Raw genomic sequence first — 17,606 nt, 5'->3', positions numbered from 1 at the left:
TTGAGGTTCTTCATTGGCTTCAACCCAACTCTAACGCGCTTGTTGTGTAAGACGCAGGAAATGTCGTTCAGGATGACAAACCGCTAGAGTTTTTACACTTCGGCTCGGCTACAAGCTGCTGAGAGAGGAATAGTTACGGGCGTCCTGGAGTTGGACGCCCGTAATATCTCGTGAGTGTGGGTCGGGGTTTTACAGAGATCCGTCACTGGCTGAAGCCTGAAGATCCTCTCCGAGATGACACCCTAGTGAATGTCGAACTGCTCAGGGTGCAGGCTGGGGTCGGATTTGACCAGGATGGTCTTGCCAACCATCTCTTCCATCTCCTGTAGCCACTTTGTGCCTGGTGCTTTGAGTTGTTTGACAACCTCGGGGTTGACGCGAAGCATCACGTCGCCGCGGTCCAGGTGCTTCTGCATCTTGCGCATCTCGATGTAAATGTCGTTGCAGACCGTGACTGGCGACTTGACCATGCCGGTACCGGTGCAGATGTTGCAGGTGGTAGACAGGGTGCGCTCGAGCGACTGCTTGACCCGCTTGCGAGTGATGGCGACCAGGCCAAAGTCGTTGAACTGAAGAACCTTCGAAGGGGCTCGATCGGTCTTCAACTCCTCTTCGAGCGCAGCCATGACCTTGTTGCGGTTCTTTCGCTCGTCCATGTCGATGAAGTCGATGATGATGATGCCGCCAAGATCGCGCAGACGAATCTGACGAACGATCTCCGGGATGGCATCGAGGTTGGTCTTGACGATGGTGTCTTCGAGGCGAGCAGTCTTGCCGACGAACTTCCCGGTGTTGATGTCGATCGCGACGAGGGCTTCTGTCTGGTTGATGACGATCGATCCGCCGGACTTGAGCCAGACTTTGGAGCGGAGCGCCTTATTGATCTCTTCGGTGATGCCGAACTGCTCGAAGAGAGGTGTCTCCTTGGTATAGAGCTTCACGCGGCGAATCAGCGAGGGCTGGAAACGCTGCAGGAAGCGCAGAACGCGCTCGTATTCACTCTCGCTGTCGACCCAGATGGCGGAGAAGGTGTCTGTGACCTGATCGCGAAGGATGCGCTCGACGAGATTGAGGTCGTGATAAATGAGAGCTGGAGACTTCGAAGACTCGGAGCGCTGCTTGATGTCGGCCCAGAGGTTGAGGAGGAAGCGCAGGTCGGAGCGAAGCTCCTCTTCGGTGGCCCCTGACGCGGCCGTGCGAACGATGAACCCGCCGGCAGCCTCGCCCTTTTCGCTAAGCAGAATCTCCTTCAGACGGCGGCGTTCGCTATCAGAGTCGATCTTGCGGGAGACGCCGGTGTGATTGACGGTTGGCATGAAGACCAGGAAGCGGCCCGGAAGTGCAATGTGCGACGTGATGCGTGCACCCTTCTTCGCGATCGGCTCCTTCGCGATCTGAACCAGGATCTCCTGGCCTGGCTTGAGCAACTCGCTGATGGCCGGTAGATTTGTGGACTGCATGGAGCTGCGGCCGCCACGACGATCGCGACCACCACCGCCGCTGGCACGTTCACGGTCGCCTGCGCCGCCGGTGTTGCGGGGTCGATCATTGCGATCGCTGCGGCCATAGCGGTCTCCGCGGCGCCCATCTCGTCGACCATCTCGGCGACCACGGCCACGGTCCTGATCACGATTGCGATCGGTTGCGGGAGCTGCAGCACCAGCCTGCGACTGATCGAATCCGTTGGCAGCTACTTCGTCGCCTTCCACGAGCTCTTCGTGCAGAACATCTTCTTCCGTGTCCGACTCGTCGAGGTCCTCTTCGTCCGTGTCCTCCAAACCGCCGACGAGAGGATCGTAGATCGCGTCCTCTTCTTCGAGGTCGTCCTCCTCTTCTTCGTCCACGTTGCCGGAGCGGGTGATCTGGTCGATGGACATCTCGCGGATCATAGTGCCGAGATCGGCTGCCCCTTCGAGTGTCTCTTCTTCCTCAAAGTCGTCCATCTCTTCGATGGAACTGGCGTGGAGGGTAGTGTTGAAGTCCTCGTCGTCGAGTGTCTCCTCTTCAAGAGAGCCGATGCCTGGCGCAAAGTGCTGGGGAGCCGCTTCGTCTGCGATGACGTTGTCGGCAGGATTCGCGATAGCAGTCTCGTGCTCAATCGGCGTCACAGTCTCGGTGGCATGCTCGGGCGTAAAGATCGCGACCGGAGCCTCAGAGTGCATCTCGCCCGTGGCGTGGAGCGTGGTCAACTCGTGAGGTGCAGGCGCTGTCTCGGCGAGAACTGCGGATGCGGACTCAACATGGGTTGCTGCAGGAGTCTGCCAGTCAAATGGCTCGTATCCGGTGGTGGCGGGCTCGCCGTGCAGCTGCGCAACGTGCTCGTCAGGGCCTGGAGTGATGCTGTGAACGGCGCTGTGATCGTGGGCTTGCGGCTCGGCCGAGGCCTCCGGCTGGATCTCCTCTGGAGCATCGAGCACTGGGGCGCTCTGACGATACTCACTGGGAGCTGCCGGGTCGATGCGATAGGAGGCGGAGGCGTCGGTGGGTTCGTACTCGACGGGCTCGGCCGGGGTCTCGTGCTGAAGTTGCTCGGGCGAGATAAGGTCGGGATGCGTGGCGGGAAGAACCTCGGGCTGCTCCTCAATCGGCTCGGCGACGCTGAATCCGTCGGCTTCGCGAATGACTTCGGCGTGAGGCAGTGATGCCGCCGGGGTGGCATTGCGATAGTCTGCACGGGCCTCCTGGCGATGTTCTGCGCGAGGCTCATTGCGACTCTCCTGACGGCGATGACGGGAGAGAGACTCGCCAGGAAGGATCGATCCGCCGTCCCAGCCCTCTGGAATGGTGAATGCCGGCGCGGATGGGACGATGACGTTTATCTCGACGGGCTTTGACACTGCGGCTACAGGCTCGTCTCCGCCCTTGCGGTACTTGGAGAGAGACTCGCCAGGGAGAACGATGGGCTCTGGAGCGTTTGCATCGAGTTCAGGCGCCTGATCGTAGGCGGGTGAGTCGTCGACGCCGTAGAGCGAGGTTTTGGGGCGAAGCCGCGAGGGATGCGTGGCTCGCGATCACGGCCGCCACGGTCACCTCGATTGCCGCGGTCGTTGCGGCCTCCGCGATTACGTCCCCCGCGATCGTTGCGGGCGCCACGGTCATTTCCCCGGTCGCGATTGCCGCGGTCTGCGTTCTCCGCAGAAGAGGCGGTGGTCGTCTCGGGGGTCCCGTAGGCAGAGGCGATTGGCGCAGTAGGGCTACTGGAAGGCGCAATAGGTGCGGCGGCTCCGTCGATGTCGAAAGAGTCTTCGTCATAGGCGACCTCAGCGGAGGGGTTATCCGGAGCGGCGCTGGCAACATTCGGCGACTCGTCGCGTTGTCCCGGACCTCGGCCACGACGACGGCCACGACGGCCACGCCAGCGGCGGCTGCCATCTGCACCAGGAGCTCCTTCGCCGATCTCGCCTCCATCGTTTCGGTCGGTGATGATATTTTCAGATGGCTGGTCGGCGGAGAAATAGTCGGCGACCGGCGCGTCGAAGGCGTCATCCGGCAACGTGGGTGCGAGGGGGTCGGCGACGGGCTGGCGGTCGCGGTTGCCGCCGCGGTCTCGACGGCCTCTGCCACCGCGGCCACGGTCGCCACGACCACCTCGGTCGCCGCGGTCCGGGCGCTCGGAGGAGCGGATGCCGGAGTCATTGGTCTGGTCGAGACGGTCTGGAGGACTGGCTACCGTGCCTTCGATGGTGGTGGCGCTCCCGTTGCGGTCGCCACGGTCGTTGCGCCGCCCCTCGGAGCGGCGGCCGGAATCGCCATTCGTATCGAAGTCAGCCGAGTCGCCGGCCTCCTCCATGAAATCGGTGATGTAAAGGAAGGCGTCGCGCTCGAGGCCGATATCCACGAACGAGGACTGCATGCCTGGCAGAACGCGTGTGACTTTGCCGTTATAGATGGATCCGGCGAGAGTGTATTCGTTCTCGCGCTCGTAATAGATTTCGGTTAGGGCGTCGTTTTCGACGATGGCGAGACGGGTCTCGTGGGGAGTACTGGAGATATAAATTTCTTTCGACATTCGCTGTGCTCTTTCTGCCCGACCTCTATGAGGTTCGAGCGGCAGACGCGACAGAGAACAATCGGGAGTTCGCCTGACCAAGAGGCCAGGTTTGGCTCACCGTGGAGCGGACAGATTACGGGCTGCGGAAGCTCGTGAACAGAACTCGACGACCGGTGCGAGGTGAGAGTACAGCTCTGCCGTGTGCGCACTCGAGGCGAGGGCGGATTCGGCGGTACCGGGTAGATCGGGGACACGGGGGATGCTTCAAGCAATTCGAAACATGCGGAGTTTGTGACCAGAACAACCTCAAAATCAGAGATTTGAGGCGGGGCCGTTCGCCATCCGGATGCAATCATTCCCTAAAACCTGTCCGGCCAACGGATCGATGTCTCTGGCTGGCCGGCCTTTTCTTCTAAAAAGTCTTTTGTTGCCGCTGACTGGCGACCGTGCGCCTGAGTAGCGGGGTACACTGAGCGGCATCTACAGCCGAACAGGTGCTGCTAAACAGTATTGCACTAAAGCCGTTGCAAAAGCCACACGGCATTCACATTCCTTTGTTGCACAGCTATAACCCCTTGCGATCCGCTAGTTGATAAGCCGCTTAGTTGACGAACCGCCGCATCCGGATGTTCATGACGATGCCGAGGGAAAGAAAAGTAAAGAGAACCGACGACCCGCCATAGCTCAGCAGCGGCAGAGGAATGCCCGTGACCGGCATCAGGCCAACGACCATACCGACATTAACGGCGATCTGGAAGACGATTACTGCGACCACCCCCATGATGATGAAGCTGCCAGGAAGATCGGAGGCGGTCTGGGCGTTCTGAATCAAGCGCATAAGGATAAGGAAGTAGAGGAGCAGAACCCCGATGGCGCCCACGAAGCCGTGCTCTTCGCAAAAGGCCGCGAAGATGAAGTCGGTGTAAGGGATCGGAAGGAAATCGCCCTGGGTCTGGGTCCCCTTGTTCGCACCCTTACCCCAGATGCCGCCCGAGCCGACGGCTATCAGAGATTGGCGGATCTGGTAGCCGGAGCCCCGCATGTCAGAGTCGGGGTCCATGAAGGCATTGATGCGCGCCTGCTGGTAGGGCTTCAGGTGCTTGCCGCTCTTCCAGGCGATACCGCCGATAAGCGCAAGCGCAAGAACCACCAGGCCAACCTGCTTGAAGCGGATGCCGCCGAGGAACAACCCGCAGATCAAAATCGGGAGATAAGTTAACGCGGTCCCAAGATCCGGCTGCTTGAGTACGAGCGCCATCGGAACGACAACCATGGCGGCGGCCTTGCCGATGTCGCCCCACGTGAGCTCCTTTCCCGCCAACCCCCAAAAATAGCGGGCAATAGCAAGGATGAGCACAAGCTTGACCCACTCGGACGGCTGAAAGTGGATGCCGCCGGGAAATTTGATCCAGCGCCGCCCACCCAGCACCTTCGTGCCGACGATCAGGACGGCAATGAGCGAGAGCACGCTGATTCCATAGGCCCAGTGGATGATGTCGATCAGGCGGTGATAGTCGATCATCGAGATGACAAACATCAGGAACAGACCACCGGCGAGGAACTGGATTTGTTTGTGGTCGAAGCCGTGAAACTTGGTATGCAGCGTAGCCGACTTGATCTCAAGTACCGAGATCAGCGAGAGCAGGAGCACAAATCCGAGAAGGACCCAGTCGAAGTCGCGGTACGAGGAGAAACGGGGCATGGCTGGTCTGTCCTATTCGGCGCTCGGTACGGTAGGTGCTTCGTTGGTGGGGGTCGTGGGTTTGGCAGGCTCCGGCGTGGTGGCTATGCGGACGTTGTTGTCGCGCTTGCGCTGCTTGTTGACGTAGGCGTTGATGACCTGAGCCGCGAGCGGGGCGGAGGCTTCGGCTCCCCACCCGCCATGCTCGCATAGAACGGCAACGACGATGTCCGGATTGCGGCGCGGTGCCATGCCCACGAACCAGGCGTTGGCGCGCTCGGCTCCCTTGCCCAGGCTGGTGGCCCCGGCGCTATGGCTGACAACCTGGGCGGTTCCGGTCTTGCCGGCGAAGTCGATGCCCGCCAGGTGGACGGCTGCGGCGGTGCCCGTGGTCGTGGTGGCGGCCATGGCGTCGGTGATGGTCTCCCAGTTGTCGGGGGTAATGGGGATGACGCGGTCGCCGGAGCCGGGGTAGCTGGCGAGGATGTTTTCTTCGATCTCCTTAGGAACCTCGTCAGGGAAGACGACATGCGGGCGCTTGAGGGCTCCGCCGGAGGCGATGCCGCCGAGAGCTCGCGCGAGCTGCAGCGGCGTGACTGTGGTGGCGCCCTGGCCGATACCAACCGAGATGGTCTCGCCGGCGAACCACTTGTCATGGAAGTTCTTGAGCTTCCACTGGGTGGAGGGCATGGTACCGGCAGCCTCGTCCGGCAGGTCTATGCCGGTCTTCTGCGAGAGCCCTACCGCGGTGGCATACCTGGCGATGGTGTCGATGCCGAGCTTTTCAGCCAGCGTGTAGTAGTAGGTGTCGCAGGACCACGGAATCGCGTGGTCGATATCGACCATGCCGTGATGTTTATCGCAGGCGAAGAAGTGCCCGTAGAACGTGGCGCCGCCGTTGCACACCACGCGCATGGTCTGGGCGACGTTCTCTTCGAGCCCGGCAAACGACATGATGATCTTGAAGGTGGAACCCGGCGCAAGCTGTGCCTGGATGGTCTTGTTCAGCAGGGGATGGTTCGGGTCGGTGATGATCTGGTTCCAGTAAGCTCGGGTGAGGCGGACGGAAAACTGGTTGGGATCGAAGGTGGGGCGGGAGACCATGGCAAGAATCTCGCCGGTGTGCGGATCCATGGCGACGAGCGCGCCGTTCTTGCCCTCCATGGCCTTTTCGGCGGCCATCTGGATGTCGAGGTCGATGGTGAGCTTGAGGTCTTTGCCCGGAGTTGCGAGCTCCTGGCCGAGGTGGCCGAGCTCTTTGCCGTGGCTGTTGACGATAACGTCGCGGCTGCCATCGACTCCACGAAGAAGCGCATCGTAGGTCTGCTCGACACCGGAGCGGCCGACCACGTCACCCGAAGAGTAAAAGGCGTAGCGTGGGTCGTTGAGCATCTGTTCCGAGACTTCGCCGACATAACCGATAAGGTGGGCGGCGAATCCGTCACTGGGGTAGAGTCGGCGCTGCTCGTCGAGGGTTTCAAGCTCGGGGAGCTCGTCGCGGTGGGCTGCGATGAAGGCCTGTTCGTCAGGGGAGATGTCCTGCTTGAGAGGAATGGGTTGGTATTTCGGAGCAATCTCGTAGCGGCGGAGGGTGGATTGAATCTGTTCGACAGAGATGTGAAGGCCTTGCGCGATCAGTGGAAGATCTGCGTCAAGATCTTTGACCTGCTCGCGGAGGAGATAACAAGAGACCGAAGGGTAGTTGTCGACGAGGAGACGGCCCTCTCGGTCAAACAGGCGGCCACGCGGAGCGAGGATCGGAACCTTGCGAATTCGATTGGCTTCGGCGAGCGCGCGGAAGTTGTCAGCGCCGAGAACCTGGAGACGCCACAGACCGGTGATAAGAACGATCAGAATGAGTGCGACGATGTACTGAGCGGCATGAAGCTTCCCCGCAGAGACCTTCTCGGCCCTGCCGTTGGGGCCGACGTCATTCGGGTCGATATGGTGCGTTAGTTCCATGTTTATCTCAGTCTACGACTGGAGTTGATGATTCGTGTCTACCACTGTTGTGTCGTGAGTGCCGTTTAGACGAATCAAAACCACGTTTTACTCGTTGCGTTTCGTGTTATCGAGCAGAAAGAAGATAGGAAGGGCCACGACTGTATTGATTGCAGCTCGGAAAAACTCATGGCTCCAATAGATGTGGAAGTTGGTGAGTCCAAGAAGACGGCGGTTGATGAGGAAGAGCAGGAAACTATTGATAAGAAAGAATCCGAAGTTGATAAGAATGCGGGTCGTGAGGTTTTCAACGTCAACCTGGATGCCGATGCTGGCCGCGATATAGCCGATGACAGACTTCGCCATGCCGTTGACCCCGATGGGCTGAGCGGTGAGGGCGTCCTGAAGAAGCCCGATGGCCGCCCCAGTGAGGGTTCCGGCAACAGGGTTGCGTCGCGAGACAGCAAAGAAGATGGTGACGATCAGAGGAAGATCGAGGATGGCAAGTCGCGGAAACGGCCTGGGGAGCAGCGCCTGCAGAAGGATCGCCCCCAGCGGAACGAGCAACGCGACGGCAGAGGGAAAGCTGTGCTGCTCTAGCTCTCGACGGGATGTAAAGCTGCGGGTGGCCATGGTGTAATTAGCAGACTGCTACGGCTGTGGGTTCGGGGACTGGTTCGGGGGCTGAACCGAGTCCGGTGGAGGCTGAGGTTTCCGAGGCTTTGGCTGCACCGGCTTCTGCGTGGCTGGCTGAGTCGTTGCGTCTGGAGTCGAGGTATGGGGCACAACCGGATTGGCTGCCTCAGTAGCTCCGGGTTTGAGATCTGCCGCAGAAGGAGTCGCTCCCGGCGAATAGCGATCGGAGTGAATAGTGGGAAGCGGCTTCGGCACCACCTTGAGGGGAGGAGTAGTGACCGCGGGTGCCGTCGCTGCTCCACTCTTCTTGGTGTCGTCGTCTCCCTCATGAATGCTCGGCAAGCGATCAGCCACTATCTGAGCCGCCGAGCGGGCAGCAGCCTCAGCGGCCTGTTGATCCGCGAGCTGTTTCGCAGCGGCCTGGGCCTCGGCAGTCGCGGCTCCTGCAGCAAGATCCTTCTGGGCCGCCACGGGAAGGGTGGTCTGGGTACCGGTGATCACCAGAACTTCCTCAAGCTGGTTCAAATTAGCAGCGGGTCGAAGCTGGATGAGCGTGTAAGGCTGGTGATCCGGGTCGACCTTGATGGACTCAATCGTGCCGACTGGAAGCCCGCGCGGATAAACCTGGTCGCCGCCGGAGCTGAGCACCTGTTCACCCGGCTTGATGCGATCGTCAGGAGTCAAATTGTTGATAAGGATCTGGCCGGTGGTGCTGCCACGAAGAATCGCACGAATCCGCGTGGTAGCAAGCAGCACGCCCGCTCCCGAGGTCTGGTCGTTAATCAGCAGCACCTGCGAGGTATGCGGGAAGACATCGCGGATCTTTCCGACGATGCCGTCCGGAGTAATCACCGCCTGGTCCGCTTTGAGACCGTCCTTCGCGCCCTTGTCGATATAGACCACGCGAGAGAGATCGTTTCCGCTCGTCCCAATCACCTGCGCCGCAACAGTGGTGGAGACGTAGTGTTGCTGGAAGTCCAGCATGGCCTGCAGGCGATGCCCCTGCATGGCGTCTTCGGCGAAGGAGGCCTGCTCCAGCCGGAGCCGCGCAATCTGCTGCTGAAGGTCGTAATTTTGTTGGCGAGTGTTGCGGAGGTCGACATAGTCGGACCATCCATAACGGACAGTGTGGCCGATTCCGTGGAAGAATCGCTCGAATGGAGTGACGATGGAGACGGCCCAGTAGCGGATAAGCGTAACCCTGTTGCTATCGGACGCACCCGATTCGACCGGGCGGCGAACCTGCACCGCAAGGCCGATCGTCTGGGCCAGCAGGATCGCCACCAGCACCAGAACGTTTTTGAACCGTGTGAAGAAAGATTCCATGCGCTAACACCGATTATCCGCGAAGTCACGCGCGGGCGGAGGTGGCGTGCTGGATGCGCAGCCCAACTTTTCTTCCTTCCCTGCCGAACGAACTTCCCCACGACGCAGCACTCGCGCAATACCCCGATCGGATCTACGAGGTGATCCATGCCACGTTCGTGCCTGTTGCCCGGCCACTACTTCGGTTGAAAGAGCAGCGGGGCAAACTGGCTCAAATTATCCCGCCAGACCATCCACGTGTGGTAGCCAGGTGTTTCGATCTGTTTCACTTGCATGTTCTTGCTCTTGAGAAACTCAACCAGTCTCCGGTTCGGCTCGATCAGCGAGTCCTCCGTTCCGCAAGCCACCCAAAGCAGGCGAAGATCGGCGGTCTTGGGGTTGAGCGATGCCAATTTGCCCTCGTAGTTCAGGTTGTGAACGGCCGAGCTGAATCCCCCGACCCAGGCAAACTTATCAGTGTGCGAGAGCCCGACCTCCAGGCTTTCAAGACCACCCATGGATAGTCCGGTGATGGCGCGGTCGTTGCGATCCTTGGAGACGTGGTACTCAGCTTCAACACGCGGAAGAACCTCGGTGAGCAAGGCCTTGGCAAAAAGGTCGGTGTTCCGGTCGATGGCGGCAGGATCCTCCCACACATTAAACTGATGGATGAACGACATATCGCCATACCCCAGCGGCATCACCACAACCATCGGCTTGATCTTGCCTTGCGCCAGCAGATTGTCGAGGATCAGATCGACCCGGCCCACCGCCGTCCAGCCTGAGTCGGAGTCACTCCACCCATGCAGCAGATACAGCACCGGATACGGCTGCGGAGCCTTCGGGTCATAGCCCGGCGGAGTATAGACGTAGTAGCGACTCTGATTTTGAGGCAGGCCAAGGACAGTGTTCGTCGTGTAGTTGTAGTGGTGCAGGACACCGTGCGGGACGTTAGTCACCTCCCACAGTTGCGGCGTGTCGCCTGGCACCGTCAGCTCGTTCGCAACATCCACCAGGTTGATCGTCGTATCCGCATTGGCAGGATCAAGCCGTGAATCGCCGTCCGCCTCGAAGTGATATCCGTAGATCTCGGGCGGCAGAGACGGCGTAGTCACCGTCCAGATGCCGGCCGCATCCTTCTTCATCGGCAGCTTCTTCGGCAATCCGCCGACCACAAGTTCAACCGTGGTCGCCGCGGCATCTTTGTAGGAGAAGGTCACCGTCCGGTCAGAGTGAACCTCGATCGAAGAGAAGGGTTTGAGGGCTTGAGCCGAAAGGAAAAGGGGCGCGGTGACGGAGGATAGCAGGGCCAGACCTCGAGCGAATCTGTGAGCAGTCCGCAGTTTGGTGAAGTTCATACGAGTCAGTTTAGACGACGTTTGCGGATTCGGGCATGGCAACAGCGCATAATAAAGACAATGGCCTTTCGCTCCGGTTTCGTCTCCATCATCGGTCGCCCCAACGCGGGCAAATCTACCTTGCTCAATGCCCTGCTCGGACAGAAGCTCGCTATCGTCACGCACAAGCCACAGACGACGCGCACACGCATCCACGGCGTGCTCGAAGTTCCCCTGAAAAAGAAGGCAAAAAGCGAACCCGGACACCCCGCCGCTCAAGTGGTTCTGGTCGATACCCCGGGCATCCACAAGCCGGACACTCAGCTCGACAAACGGATGATGCAGGAGGTCCACGATGCGCTGGAGTCACGCGACGCCGTGCTCTTCATCGTCGACGTCACCCACCGCCTGCCAAAAGTCCCGGGCGAGCGAGACAGTGGGAAAGCCACAGGCCGCATGGGAATGTCCGCCGCCGAAGACGACTTCGCGCTCTCGCTGATCAAAAAGCTGGAATGCCCCGTGATCCTGGTTCTGAATAAGATGGACGCGATTCCGAAGAAAGACCTTCTCCCGCTGATAGCGCACTGGTCCACGCTGCACTCCTTCGCGGATGTCATCCCCATCTCGGCCCGCAAAAAGGAAGGGCTTGAACTGCTTCTGGAAAAAATCGTCGGTCAACTCAAAGAGGGCCAGCGCTACTTTCCGAAGCATCAACTGACCGACCAGCCGGAGCGTTTCCTCGTCGCTGAACTCATCCGCGAAAAGATTTTAATGCTGACCGGCGAAGAAGTCCCTTACGCCACTGCGGTAGTGATCGAGAAGTTCGAAGAGCCCGCCTCCATGAAGAAGATGAAGGACGGCAAGCTGCCGGTGACGAAGATCTCGGCAGCCATCTTCTGCGAGCGAACAGGCCAGAAGGCGATCCTCATCGGCAAGCAGGGCGAGATGCTGAAGCGGATCGGCACCGCAGCCCGCAAAGACATCGAATCACTCCTGGGCACACGCGTATTTCTCGAACTCTTCGTCAAGGTGCAGGAGGAGTGGCGCTCCAGCCGCGGCTTCGTCGAAGATCTCGACTGGCGGCGGCAGTTGGAGTTGATTGCGGAAAAACAGCAAACGGAAGAGTGAGATGAGAACCAGACGGCCAGCACTACCCAAGGCATCTGAGGAGATGCAGCGGCGGTCGATTCTGTTGATAGAAGAGGTGCGACGGTGGCCTGAGACAAGGACAGGCCGCATGTTTGGCATGATCAGCATCTATCGGGGCGATACAATCTTTGCCCTGCTTCCCGGCACAAGAGGGTTGGAGCTGCCGAACGCAATCGCAACGAAACGGAATGAACCTGGTCAGACTGAAGGCGAAAAGTGGCAAAGCTTCGCGATTGAAGACGATGGCGAACTTTCGGCAGCTCTGAAACACCTCGAAGAAGCGTATCGCAAAGCGAGAAAGTAACTATTCCTTCACGCTGACGCCAAGAGCCTTCATCTTGCGATACAGATGGCTGCGTTCAAGTCCGAGCCCTTCGGCGGCGCGGCTGACGTTGCCGTGGAACTCATCTAGTTTTTTCAGGATGTAGTCGCGTTCGTACGCTTCACGAGCCTGCAGCAGGCTGGTGAACTCTTCGCGGCCATTACCTTTATTGGCGTCGCGAGCGGAGTCGCGATACACGAGCATGGGAAGATGCTTGCGCTCGATGCGGTGCGTCTTCGGGTTCAGGATCAGGACACGCTCGACAAGATTGCGTAACTCGCGCACGTTGCCGGGCCAATGATATTGCTTCAATGCGGCAAGTGCGTCTTCGGTCATCTCGACGTGAGGACGGCCGTACTCTGCGCCAAACTGCTGGAGAAACTCTTTGACGAGCAGAGGAATATCTTCCTTACGGTCGCGCAGAGGCGGCACAAAAAACGGAATAACGTTGAGGCGATAGAACAGATCTTCGCGGAAATTGCCGCGAGCGATCTCCTCTTCAAGATTCTTATTGGTAGCTGCAATAACACGCACATCAACGTGCACAGGGTGCGAAGCACCGACCGGAAGAAAGCGCTGCTCATCCAAAGCCCGCAACACCTTGGCCTGCGTCTTCAGGCTCATGTCGCCAACTTCATCGAGGAAGAGTGTGCCGCCATCCGCTCTCTCAAACGTTCCGCGCTTCTCGGTCGGGCCTCCCGGCACCGCTCCATGGCGATAGCCAAAGAGTTCGCTCTCGATGTAATCCTCGGGAATCGCCGCACAGTTGAGCTCAACAAACGGCCGGTCCTTCCGCAGACTCTCCGCGTGCATAGCTCTCCCGACAAGCTCCTTCCCTGCCCCCGATTCCCCGTAGATCAGCACGCGGCCGTTCGTAGGCGCCATCAGTTTGATCTGCTGGCGCAGCGCCTTCATCGGGACGGAGTTTCCTGTCACTGTCCCCTTTGTGAGTTGGCGTGAGAACTCCTGGTTATCCTCGCGCATCTGGCGAGCCTTCATCGCGTTCTTCAGAACGATGAGCGTGCGGTCGAGCGAGAGAGGCTTCTCGAGAAAGTCATAGGCCCCCAGCTTCGTGGCGCGAACCGCAGCTTCGATCGTGCCGTGGCCGCTGATGATGACAACCTCAGGCACGTTCGTCGACTCCATCTGACGGATCTCGGTCAGAGTATCGAGACCGTCGCGATCGGGCAGCCAGATGTCGAGCAAAACAACATCGTAGGCAGCATCTCGAAGTAGCTCGAGAGCTTCACCCGCAGTCGCGGCTGTGGTGACGAGATAATCCTCTTCACGAAGGATGCTTTCGAGCGACTCGCGGATTTCAGCTTCGTCGTCAACGATCAGTACGTGGTTCATTGTGGGCCTCTGGGGAGGGTGGAGGCAAAGTCGTCCTCTGCTTTAGTGTTGCTATGAACTGGAGTCTCAGTGGCAGATTCAACCTGAACTGGCGGCTGATCGCCGTTTTGCGGGATCGCGAAGGTATTGAAGCCCATTGGAGCCTCAGCGTCGCTGTCGGGCGAAAGGGCTGGGCGTAGTTCGATGATGAACCTCGCTCCTGCAGGTTCGTTCTTCTCAGCACGTATCGTGCCCTGGTGCTCCTGAATAATCTTTGCGGCAATCGCGAGGCCGAGGCCGGTGCCACGCTGCTTGGTCGAGAAGTAAGGCAGAAAGAGACGCTCGCGCATGTCATCGGTAAGACCAGAGCCGCTGTCGGCGATCGCAAGTTCGACCATTCCGTTCTCCAGCAAACACGTGCTGATCTGAAGCTCGCGGTAGAGGCTCTGCTGCATAGCCTCGGCGGCGTTGTCGATGAGATTGCCGAGTGCACGTTTGAGCGCCTCAGGGTCCGCCATAATCAGCGGCAGGTCGGGGCTCATCTTGCGCACGATGCGAACCGCCTGCATGCGTCCGGCGAACAGCGCGAGCGAGTTCTCAACAATCGTATTAAGGTCTGCAGGCTTGGGCCGAGCCGTAGGAAACTCAGCGAGCGCGGCAAACTGGTCGACAAGCGAACGCATGCTCTCGACCGAAGACGTGATCACCTCCGAGCATCGACGGATGACCGCGATCGAGGGCGGCTCAGCAGCGCTGGGGGCGTGACCTCGGCGACGGCGCGCGCGAGGCGATCGATGTGGCGGCGAATCTGCTCGGCGCTGAGGCTGATCGGTGTGAGCGGATTCTTGATCTCGTGAGCCACACGCCGCGCCACTTCCTTCCACGCGGATTGCTTCTGCGCACGCAGCAGCTCGGTCGCGTTTTCAAGAACAACCACATACCCCTGGTGCTCGCGGCGCATGCGTTCCGTGGCCGCCGGCATCTCCAGCAGAGCGACCGTAGCCAGCAGGTTCATCGTCCCGCTAAACCTATCGACCGAGCTCTGTGGAAAGCCTGAAATCTCAATCTCACTCGACGCCGACCCCATGCGATGGCTGCGTTTAATCAGCCGGTCAAGCACCTCGGACACCTCAGGCGGAAAGACCTCCTCGATCACCAGCCCATAGAACGGCCTCTGCCCGCCCGGATCCATCATCTCGCTCAGCGCGCGGTTGGCAAGGATGATGCGTCGATCGGTGTCGAGTGTAGCAACTCCATTCGGAATCGTTTCGAGCATCGTCTCCAACTCGCCGCGCCGCGCCTCAAGCGCAGTGTTGGCGGCACTAAGCTGCACGGTAGATTCCTCCACCGCGCGCCGGCTGCCCTCAAGATCCGCCGCCATGTGATTGAAGCTGCGCACCAGCTCGCCGAGCTCTTCGGTCGCACTCTCCTGCACGCGATGGCCGTAGTCTCCCTGAGCGATCGCCTCCATCGCATCCGCCAGCGCCTCCACCGGCTTCGTCACCTGTTTCGACAGATGCAGCGCAAGCCAGCACGACGCGAACAGGGCAAGGCTCGTCATCATCAGCAGCAGGAGCATATAAAGATCCCTGATCTGACGCCGCTCGCTATAAAGCACCCAGTACGCATCCGCCGCCTTGCGCAGATTGGTCATGGTCGCAGCCATTCCAAACGGCATCGGCAGGCCTACGACAACGGTCTCACCCTGTTTGAGAGTGGTCGCACCCAGCGCGTAGTCCGTAGAACCCAGCGAGAACACGGGCTGGTCGATGCGCTGCGCAGCGGCAAGAATCGCGGTATCCGTTGGATCCGTAGGTGCACGCGCGCCCGACTCGTCCGTATCGGCCCCGGCCACCTGATCCGGGAGCCAAACCTTAACCTGCGCCGTCGCACCGGCGCGCTGCGGCATGTGAAACGATGCAACGACGCGGCCCTCGCGATAGACAATCGCAAAGCCGTTCTGCAGCGTGATCTCGTGCTGTCGTAAAACCTCGTGGATCGCCTCGCGATTCCGCGTCGCCGCCGACGGCACGACCGCATGAGCCACACCAGGCACCGGACCGTGGTTCGAGTGGCGACCAGACCCACGAACCGAAGCGGCTGAGCGTGCAGTACCCGGCGCTTTAGCCTCGGGAGCAACCACCGGCGCTGCGGGAAGGCTGGCGGCAATCGAATCCGCCTCCGCGCGAGCGTTCGCGGTCGTGTAGTGCGCCAGCTCCAACGCCATATTATTGCTGTCTTCCCGCATATCCGTCACGGGCTGCGTAAACCAGCGGTCCACCGCGCGGTTCATCAGCTGATAGCTGAACGCAAACATCGAGGCGATAGGAACCAGACTCACCAGCACCGCGCCCCACAGCATCCGCGTGCGCAGACGCGTTCCCATCACGCGACTGCGCTGGTCGGCATACAGCTTCAACACGTTGCGGACCAGCAGCAGAAGCACCACGACAAAGAGAAGAAACGCCACAATCGACAGGCCTGTGAAGATGACCGTCTGCTGCGTGCTGGCCGGCTTCGGCAGCTGCGTGTTGAACGCGTTCAGAGTGGCAAGGGCCACGAAGAGGATGAGCAGGCACGCACCCAGAGCCACGATCCAAATCTTTCGCCGGTTCGTAGTTCCCATGGCCCGCGCCCTCCTCAATCCCCCAGATTATATGCGGGCGGAGCGCGCATCCCCTCGCTCAACCCGCAACAGCCGCGGCGGCTATACGAGCTTCGCCACAGCCTGCCAATCGCGCTTCTGCGCCTGGGCCACTGCACCGTAGGTCAGAACGCCGTTGAACGTATTGACCCCCTCTGCGATCCCCTTGTCTTCACTGATCGCCGCGGTGGCCCCCAGCCGCGCCAGCTTCAACACGTATGGAAAGGTCGCGTTCGTCAAGGCAAGCGTCGAGGTATTCGGCACTGCCGCAGGCATATTCGTCACGCAGTAGTGCACCACTCCGTTGACCTCATACGACGGATTCGAGTGCGTGGTCGGGTGCGCGGTCTCGATGCATCCTCCCTGGTCGATCGCAACATCGACGATCACCGCGCCCTTCTTCATCTTCGCCACCATCGCCTTGGTCACGATCTTCGGCGCAGCCGCACCGGAATCAGAACGCCTCCGATCACAAGATCAGCTTCGCGAACAGCGTGTTCGATGTTGTAGCTATTGGACGCAACGGTGTAGATGCGGCCGCCAAAGATATCATCAAGCTCGCGCAGGCGATTCAGGTTCAGGTCGATCAGCGTCACCTTCGCCCCCATGCCCAGCGCAATCTTCGCAGCGTTCGTGCCCACGATACCGCCGCCGATAATGCAGACGTTCCCCGGAGGCACACCCGGAACGCCGCCCAGAAGAACCCCGCGTCCGCCATGCTCCTTCTCAAGATAAGCTGCGCCAACCTGGACGCTCATGCGACCGGCAACCTCGCTCATCGGGGTCAGCAGCGGCAGCGCTCCGGCGCGATCGCGAACAGTCTCATAAGCAATGCCTGTAACCTTCGAGGCGAGCAGCGCATCGGTCAGGTCGTTCAACGGAGCGAGGTGGAGATACGTAAAAAGAACCAGGCCCTCGCGAAAGTGCTTGTACTCCTTTTCGACCGGCTCCTTCACCTTGACGATCATCTCGGCCAACCGCCACACGTCATGGGCTGAGCCGACGATCTCCGCGCCCGCTTCCTGGTACTCGTCGTCCGGCATGGCGGACAGCGCCCCGGCGTCATGTTCCACCAGAACCTTGTGTCCCGCTTCAACCAGTGCTTTGACGCCAGCCGGGGTTACCCCTACGCGGCTCTCGTGATCCTTAACTTCCTTAGGCACACCAATAATCATTCGTCTGTCTCCACATCGTTGAAGCTTCTTTCGATTGTATCTATTTGCACTACAACGATGTCACGGGAGGAGGAGAAGGCCCCTCTTTGCGCT

At 60.0% G+C, this 17,606-nt stretch carries 12 protein-coding genes and 1 pseudogene; 2 read left to right on the top strand and 11 right to left on the bottom strand.

The genetic code is table 11. From position 1 onward, the window contains the following. Positions 1–242: 242 nt before the first annotated feature. From RBB80_RS14265 to RBB80_RS14235, 7 genes are all read right to left on the bottom strand, one after another. Entirely contained in the window at positions 243–2,837 is a 2,595-nt protein-coding gene (locus RBB80_RS14265; protein WP_433968909.1) for an Rne/Rng family ribonuclease, read from the bottom strand. A gap of 5 nt (positions 2,838–2,842) precedes the next feature. Next, a complete protein-coding gene (locus RBB80_RS14260; RefSeq protein ID WP_433968907.1) occupies positions 2,843–4,009 on the bottom strand; it encodes a hypothetical protein in 1,167 nt (388 codons plus the stop codon). A gap of 583 nt (positions 4,010–4,592) precedes the next feature. Next, complete coding sequence (gene rodA, locus RBB80_RS14255; protein ID WP_433968905.1) at positions 4,593–5,693, bottom strand: rod shape-determining protein RodA; 1,101 nt, start codon at positions 5,691–5,693, stop codon at positions 4,593–4,595. Between the two features lie 12 nt (positions 5,694–5,705). Beyond that, entirely contained in the window at positions 5,706–7,634 is a 1,929-nt protein-coding gene (gene mrdA / locus RBB80_RS14250; RefSeq protein WP_433968904.1) for a penicillin-binding protein 2, read from the bottom strand. An 87-nt stretch (positions 7,635–7,721) separates the two neighbouring features. Then, the gene (gene mreD / locus RBB80_RS14245; protein WP_433968902.1) at positions 7,722–8,246 is read right to left on the bottom strand and encodes a rod shape-determining protein MreD; all 525 of its coding nucleotides are present in this window, start codon (positions 8,244–8,246) and stop codon (positions 7,722–7,724) included. Positions 8,247–8,264: 18 nt separating this feature from the next. After that, positions 8,265–9,575 (bottom strand): rod shape-determining protein MreC, encoded by a 1,311-nt coding sequence (gene mreC, locus RBB80_RS14240; RefSeq protein ID WP_433968901.1) that lies wholly within the window; start codon positions 9,573–9,575, stop codon positions 8,265–8,267. Positions 9,576–9,751: 176 nt separating this feature from the next. Next, a complete protein-coding gene (locus RBB80_RS14235) occupies positions 9,752–10,912 on the bottom strand; it encodes an alpha/beta hydrolase-fold protein (RefSeq protein ID WP_433968899.1) in 1,161 nt (386 codons plus the stop codon). 60 nt (positions 10,913–10,972) lie between these two features. Here RBB80_RS14235 and era point away from each other — a divergent pair, with 60 nt between their 5' ends. Together era and RBB80_RS14225 are read left to right on the top strand one after the other, a co-directional pair. After that, positions 10,973–12,019 (top strand): GTPase Era, encoded by a 1,047-nt coding sequence (era, locus tag RBB80_RS14230; RefSeq protein ID WP_433968897.1) that lies wholly within the window; start codon positions 10,973–10,975, stop codon positions 12,017–12,019. Between the two features lies 1 nt (position 12,020). Next, positions 12,021–12,344, top strand: a complete 324-nt coding sequence (locus tag RBB80_RS14225; RefSeq protein WP_433968895.1) for a hypothetical protein — start codon at positions 12,021–12,023, stop codon at positions 12,342–12,344. Here the strand turns inward: RBB80_RS14225 and RBB80_RS14220 are convergent, their stop codons facing one another. The 4 genes and pseudogenes from RBB80_RS14220 to ald form a co-directional block, all read right to left on the bottom strand. Then, positions 12,345–13,715 (bottom strand): sigma-54-dependent transcriptional regulator, encoded by a 1,371-nt coding sequence (locus tag RBB80_RS14220; RefSeq protein ID WP_433968893.1) that lies wholly within the window; start codon positions 13,713–13,715, stop codon positions 12,345–12,347. Beyond that, the gene (locus RBB80_RS14215; protein ID WP_433968891.1) at positions 13,712–14,377 is read right to left on the bottom strand and encodes a sensor histidine kinase; all 666 of its coding nucleotides are present in this window, start codon (positions 14,375–14,377) and stop codon (positions 13,712–13,714) included. Before RBB80_RS14215 ends, RBB80_RS14220 begins: the two co-directional genes overlap by 4 nt. A gap of 20 nt (positions 14,378–14,397) precedes the next feature. After that, on the bottom strand, positions 14,398–16,320 hold the full coding sequence (locus tag RBB80_RS14210) for a sensor histidine kinase (RefSeq protein ID WP_433968889.1): 1,923 nt from the start codon (positions 16,318–16,320) through the stop codon (positions 14,398–14,400). An 81-nt stretch (positions 16,321–16,401) separates the two neighbouring features. Then, a pseudogene (ald, locus tag RBB80_RS14205) lies at positions 16,402–17,513 on the bottom strand (alanine dehydrogenase). Positions 17,514–17,606: the final 93 nt, after the last annotated feature.

Source organism: Tunturiibacter gelidiferens, assembly GCF_051013345.1.
GTDB classification, from domain to species: Bacteria; Acidobacteriota; Terriglobia; order Terriglobales; family Acidobacteriaceae; genus Edaphobacter; species Edaphobacter gelidiferens_A.
Note: the sequence above shows the minus strand (reverse complement) of the source record. Positions and strands in the feature narration are given on the sequence as shown.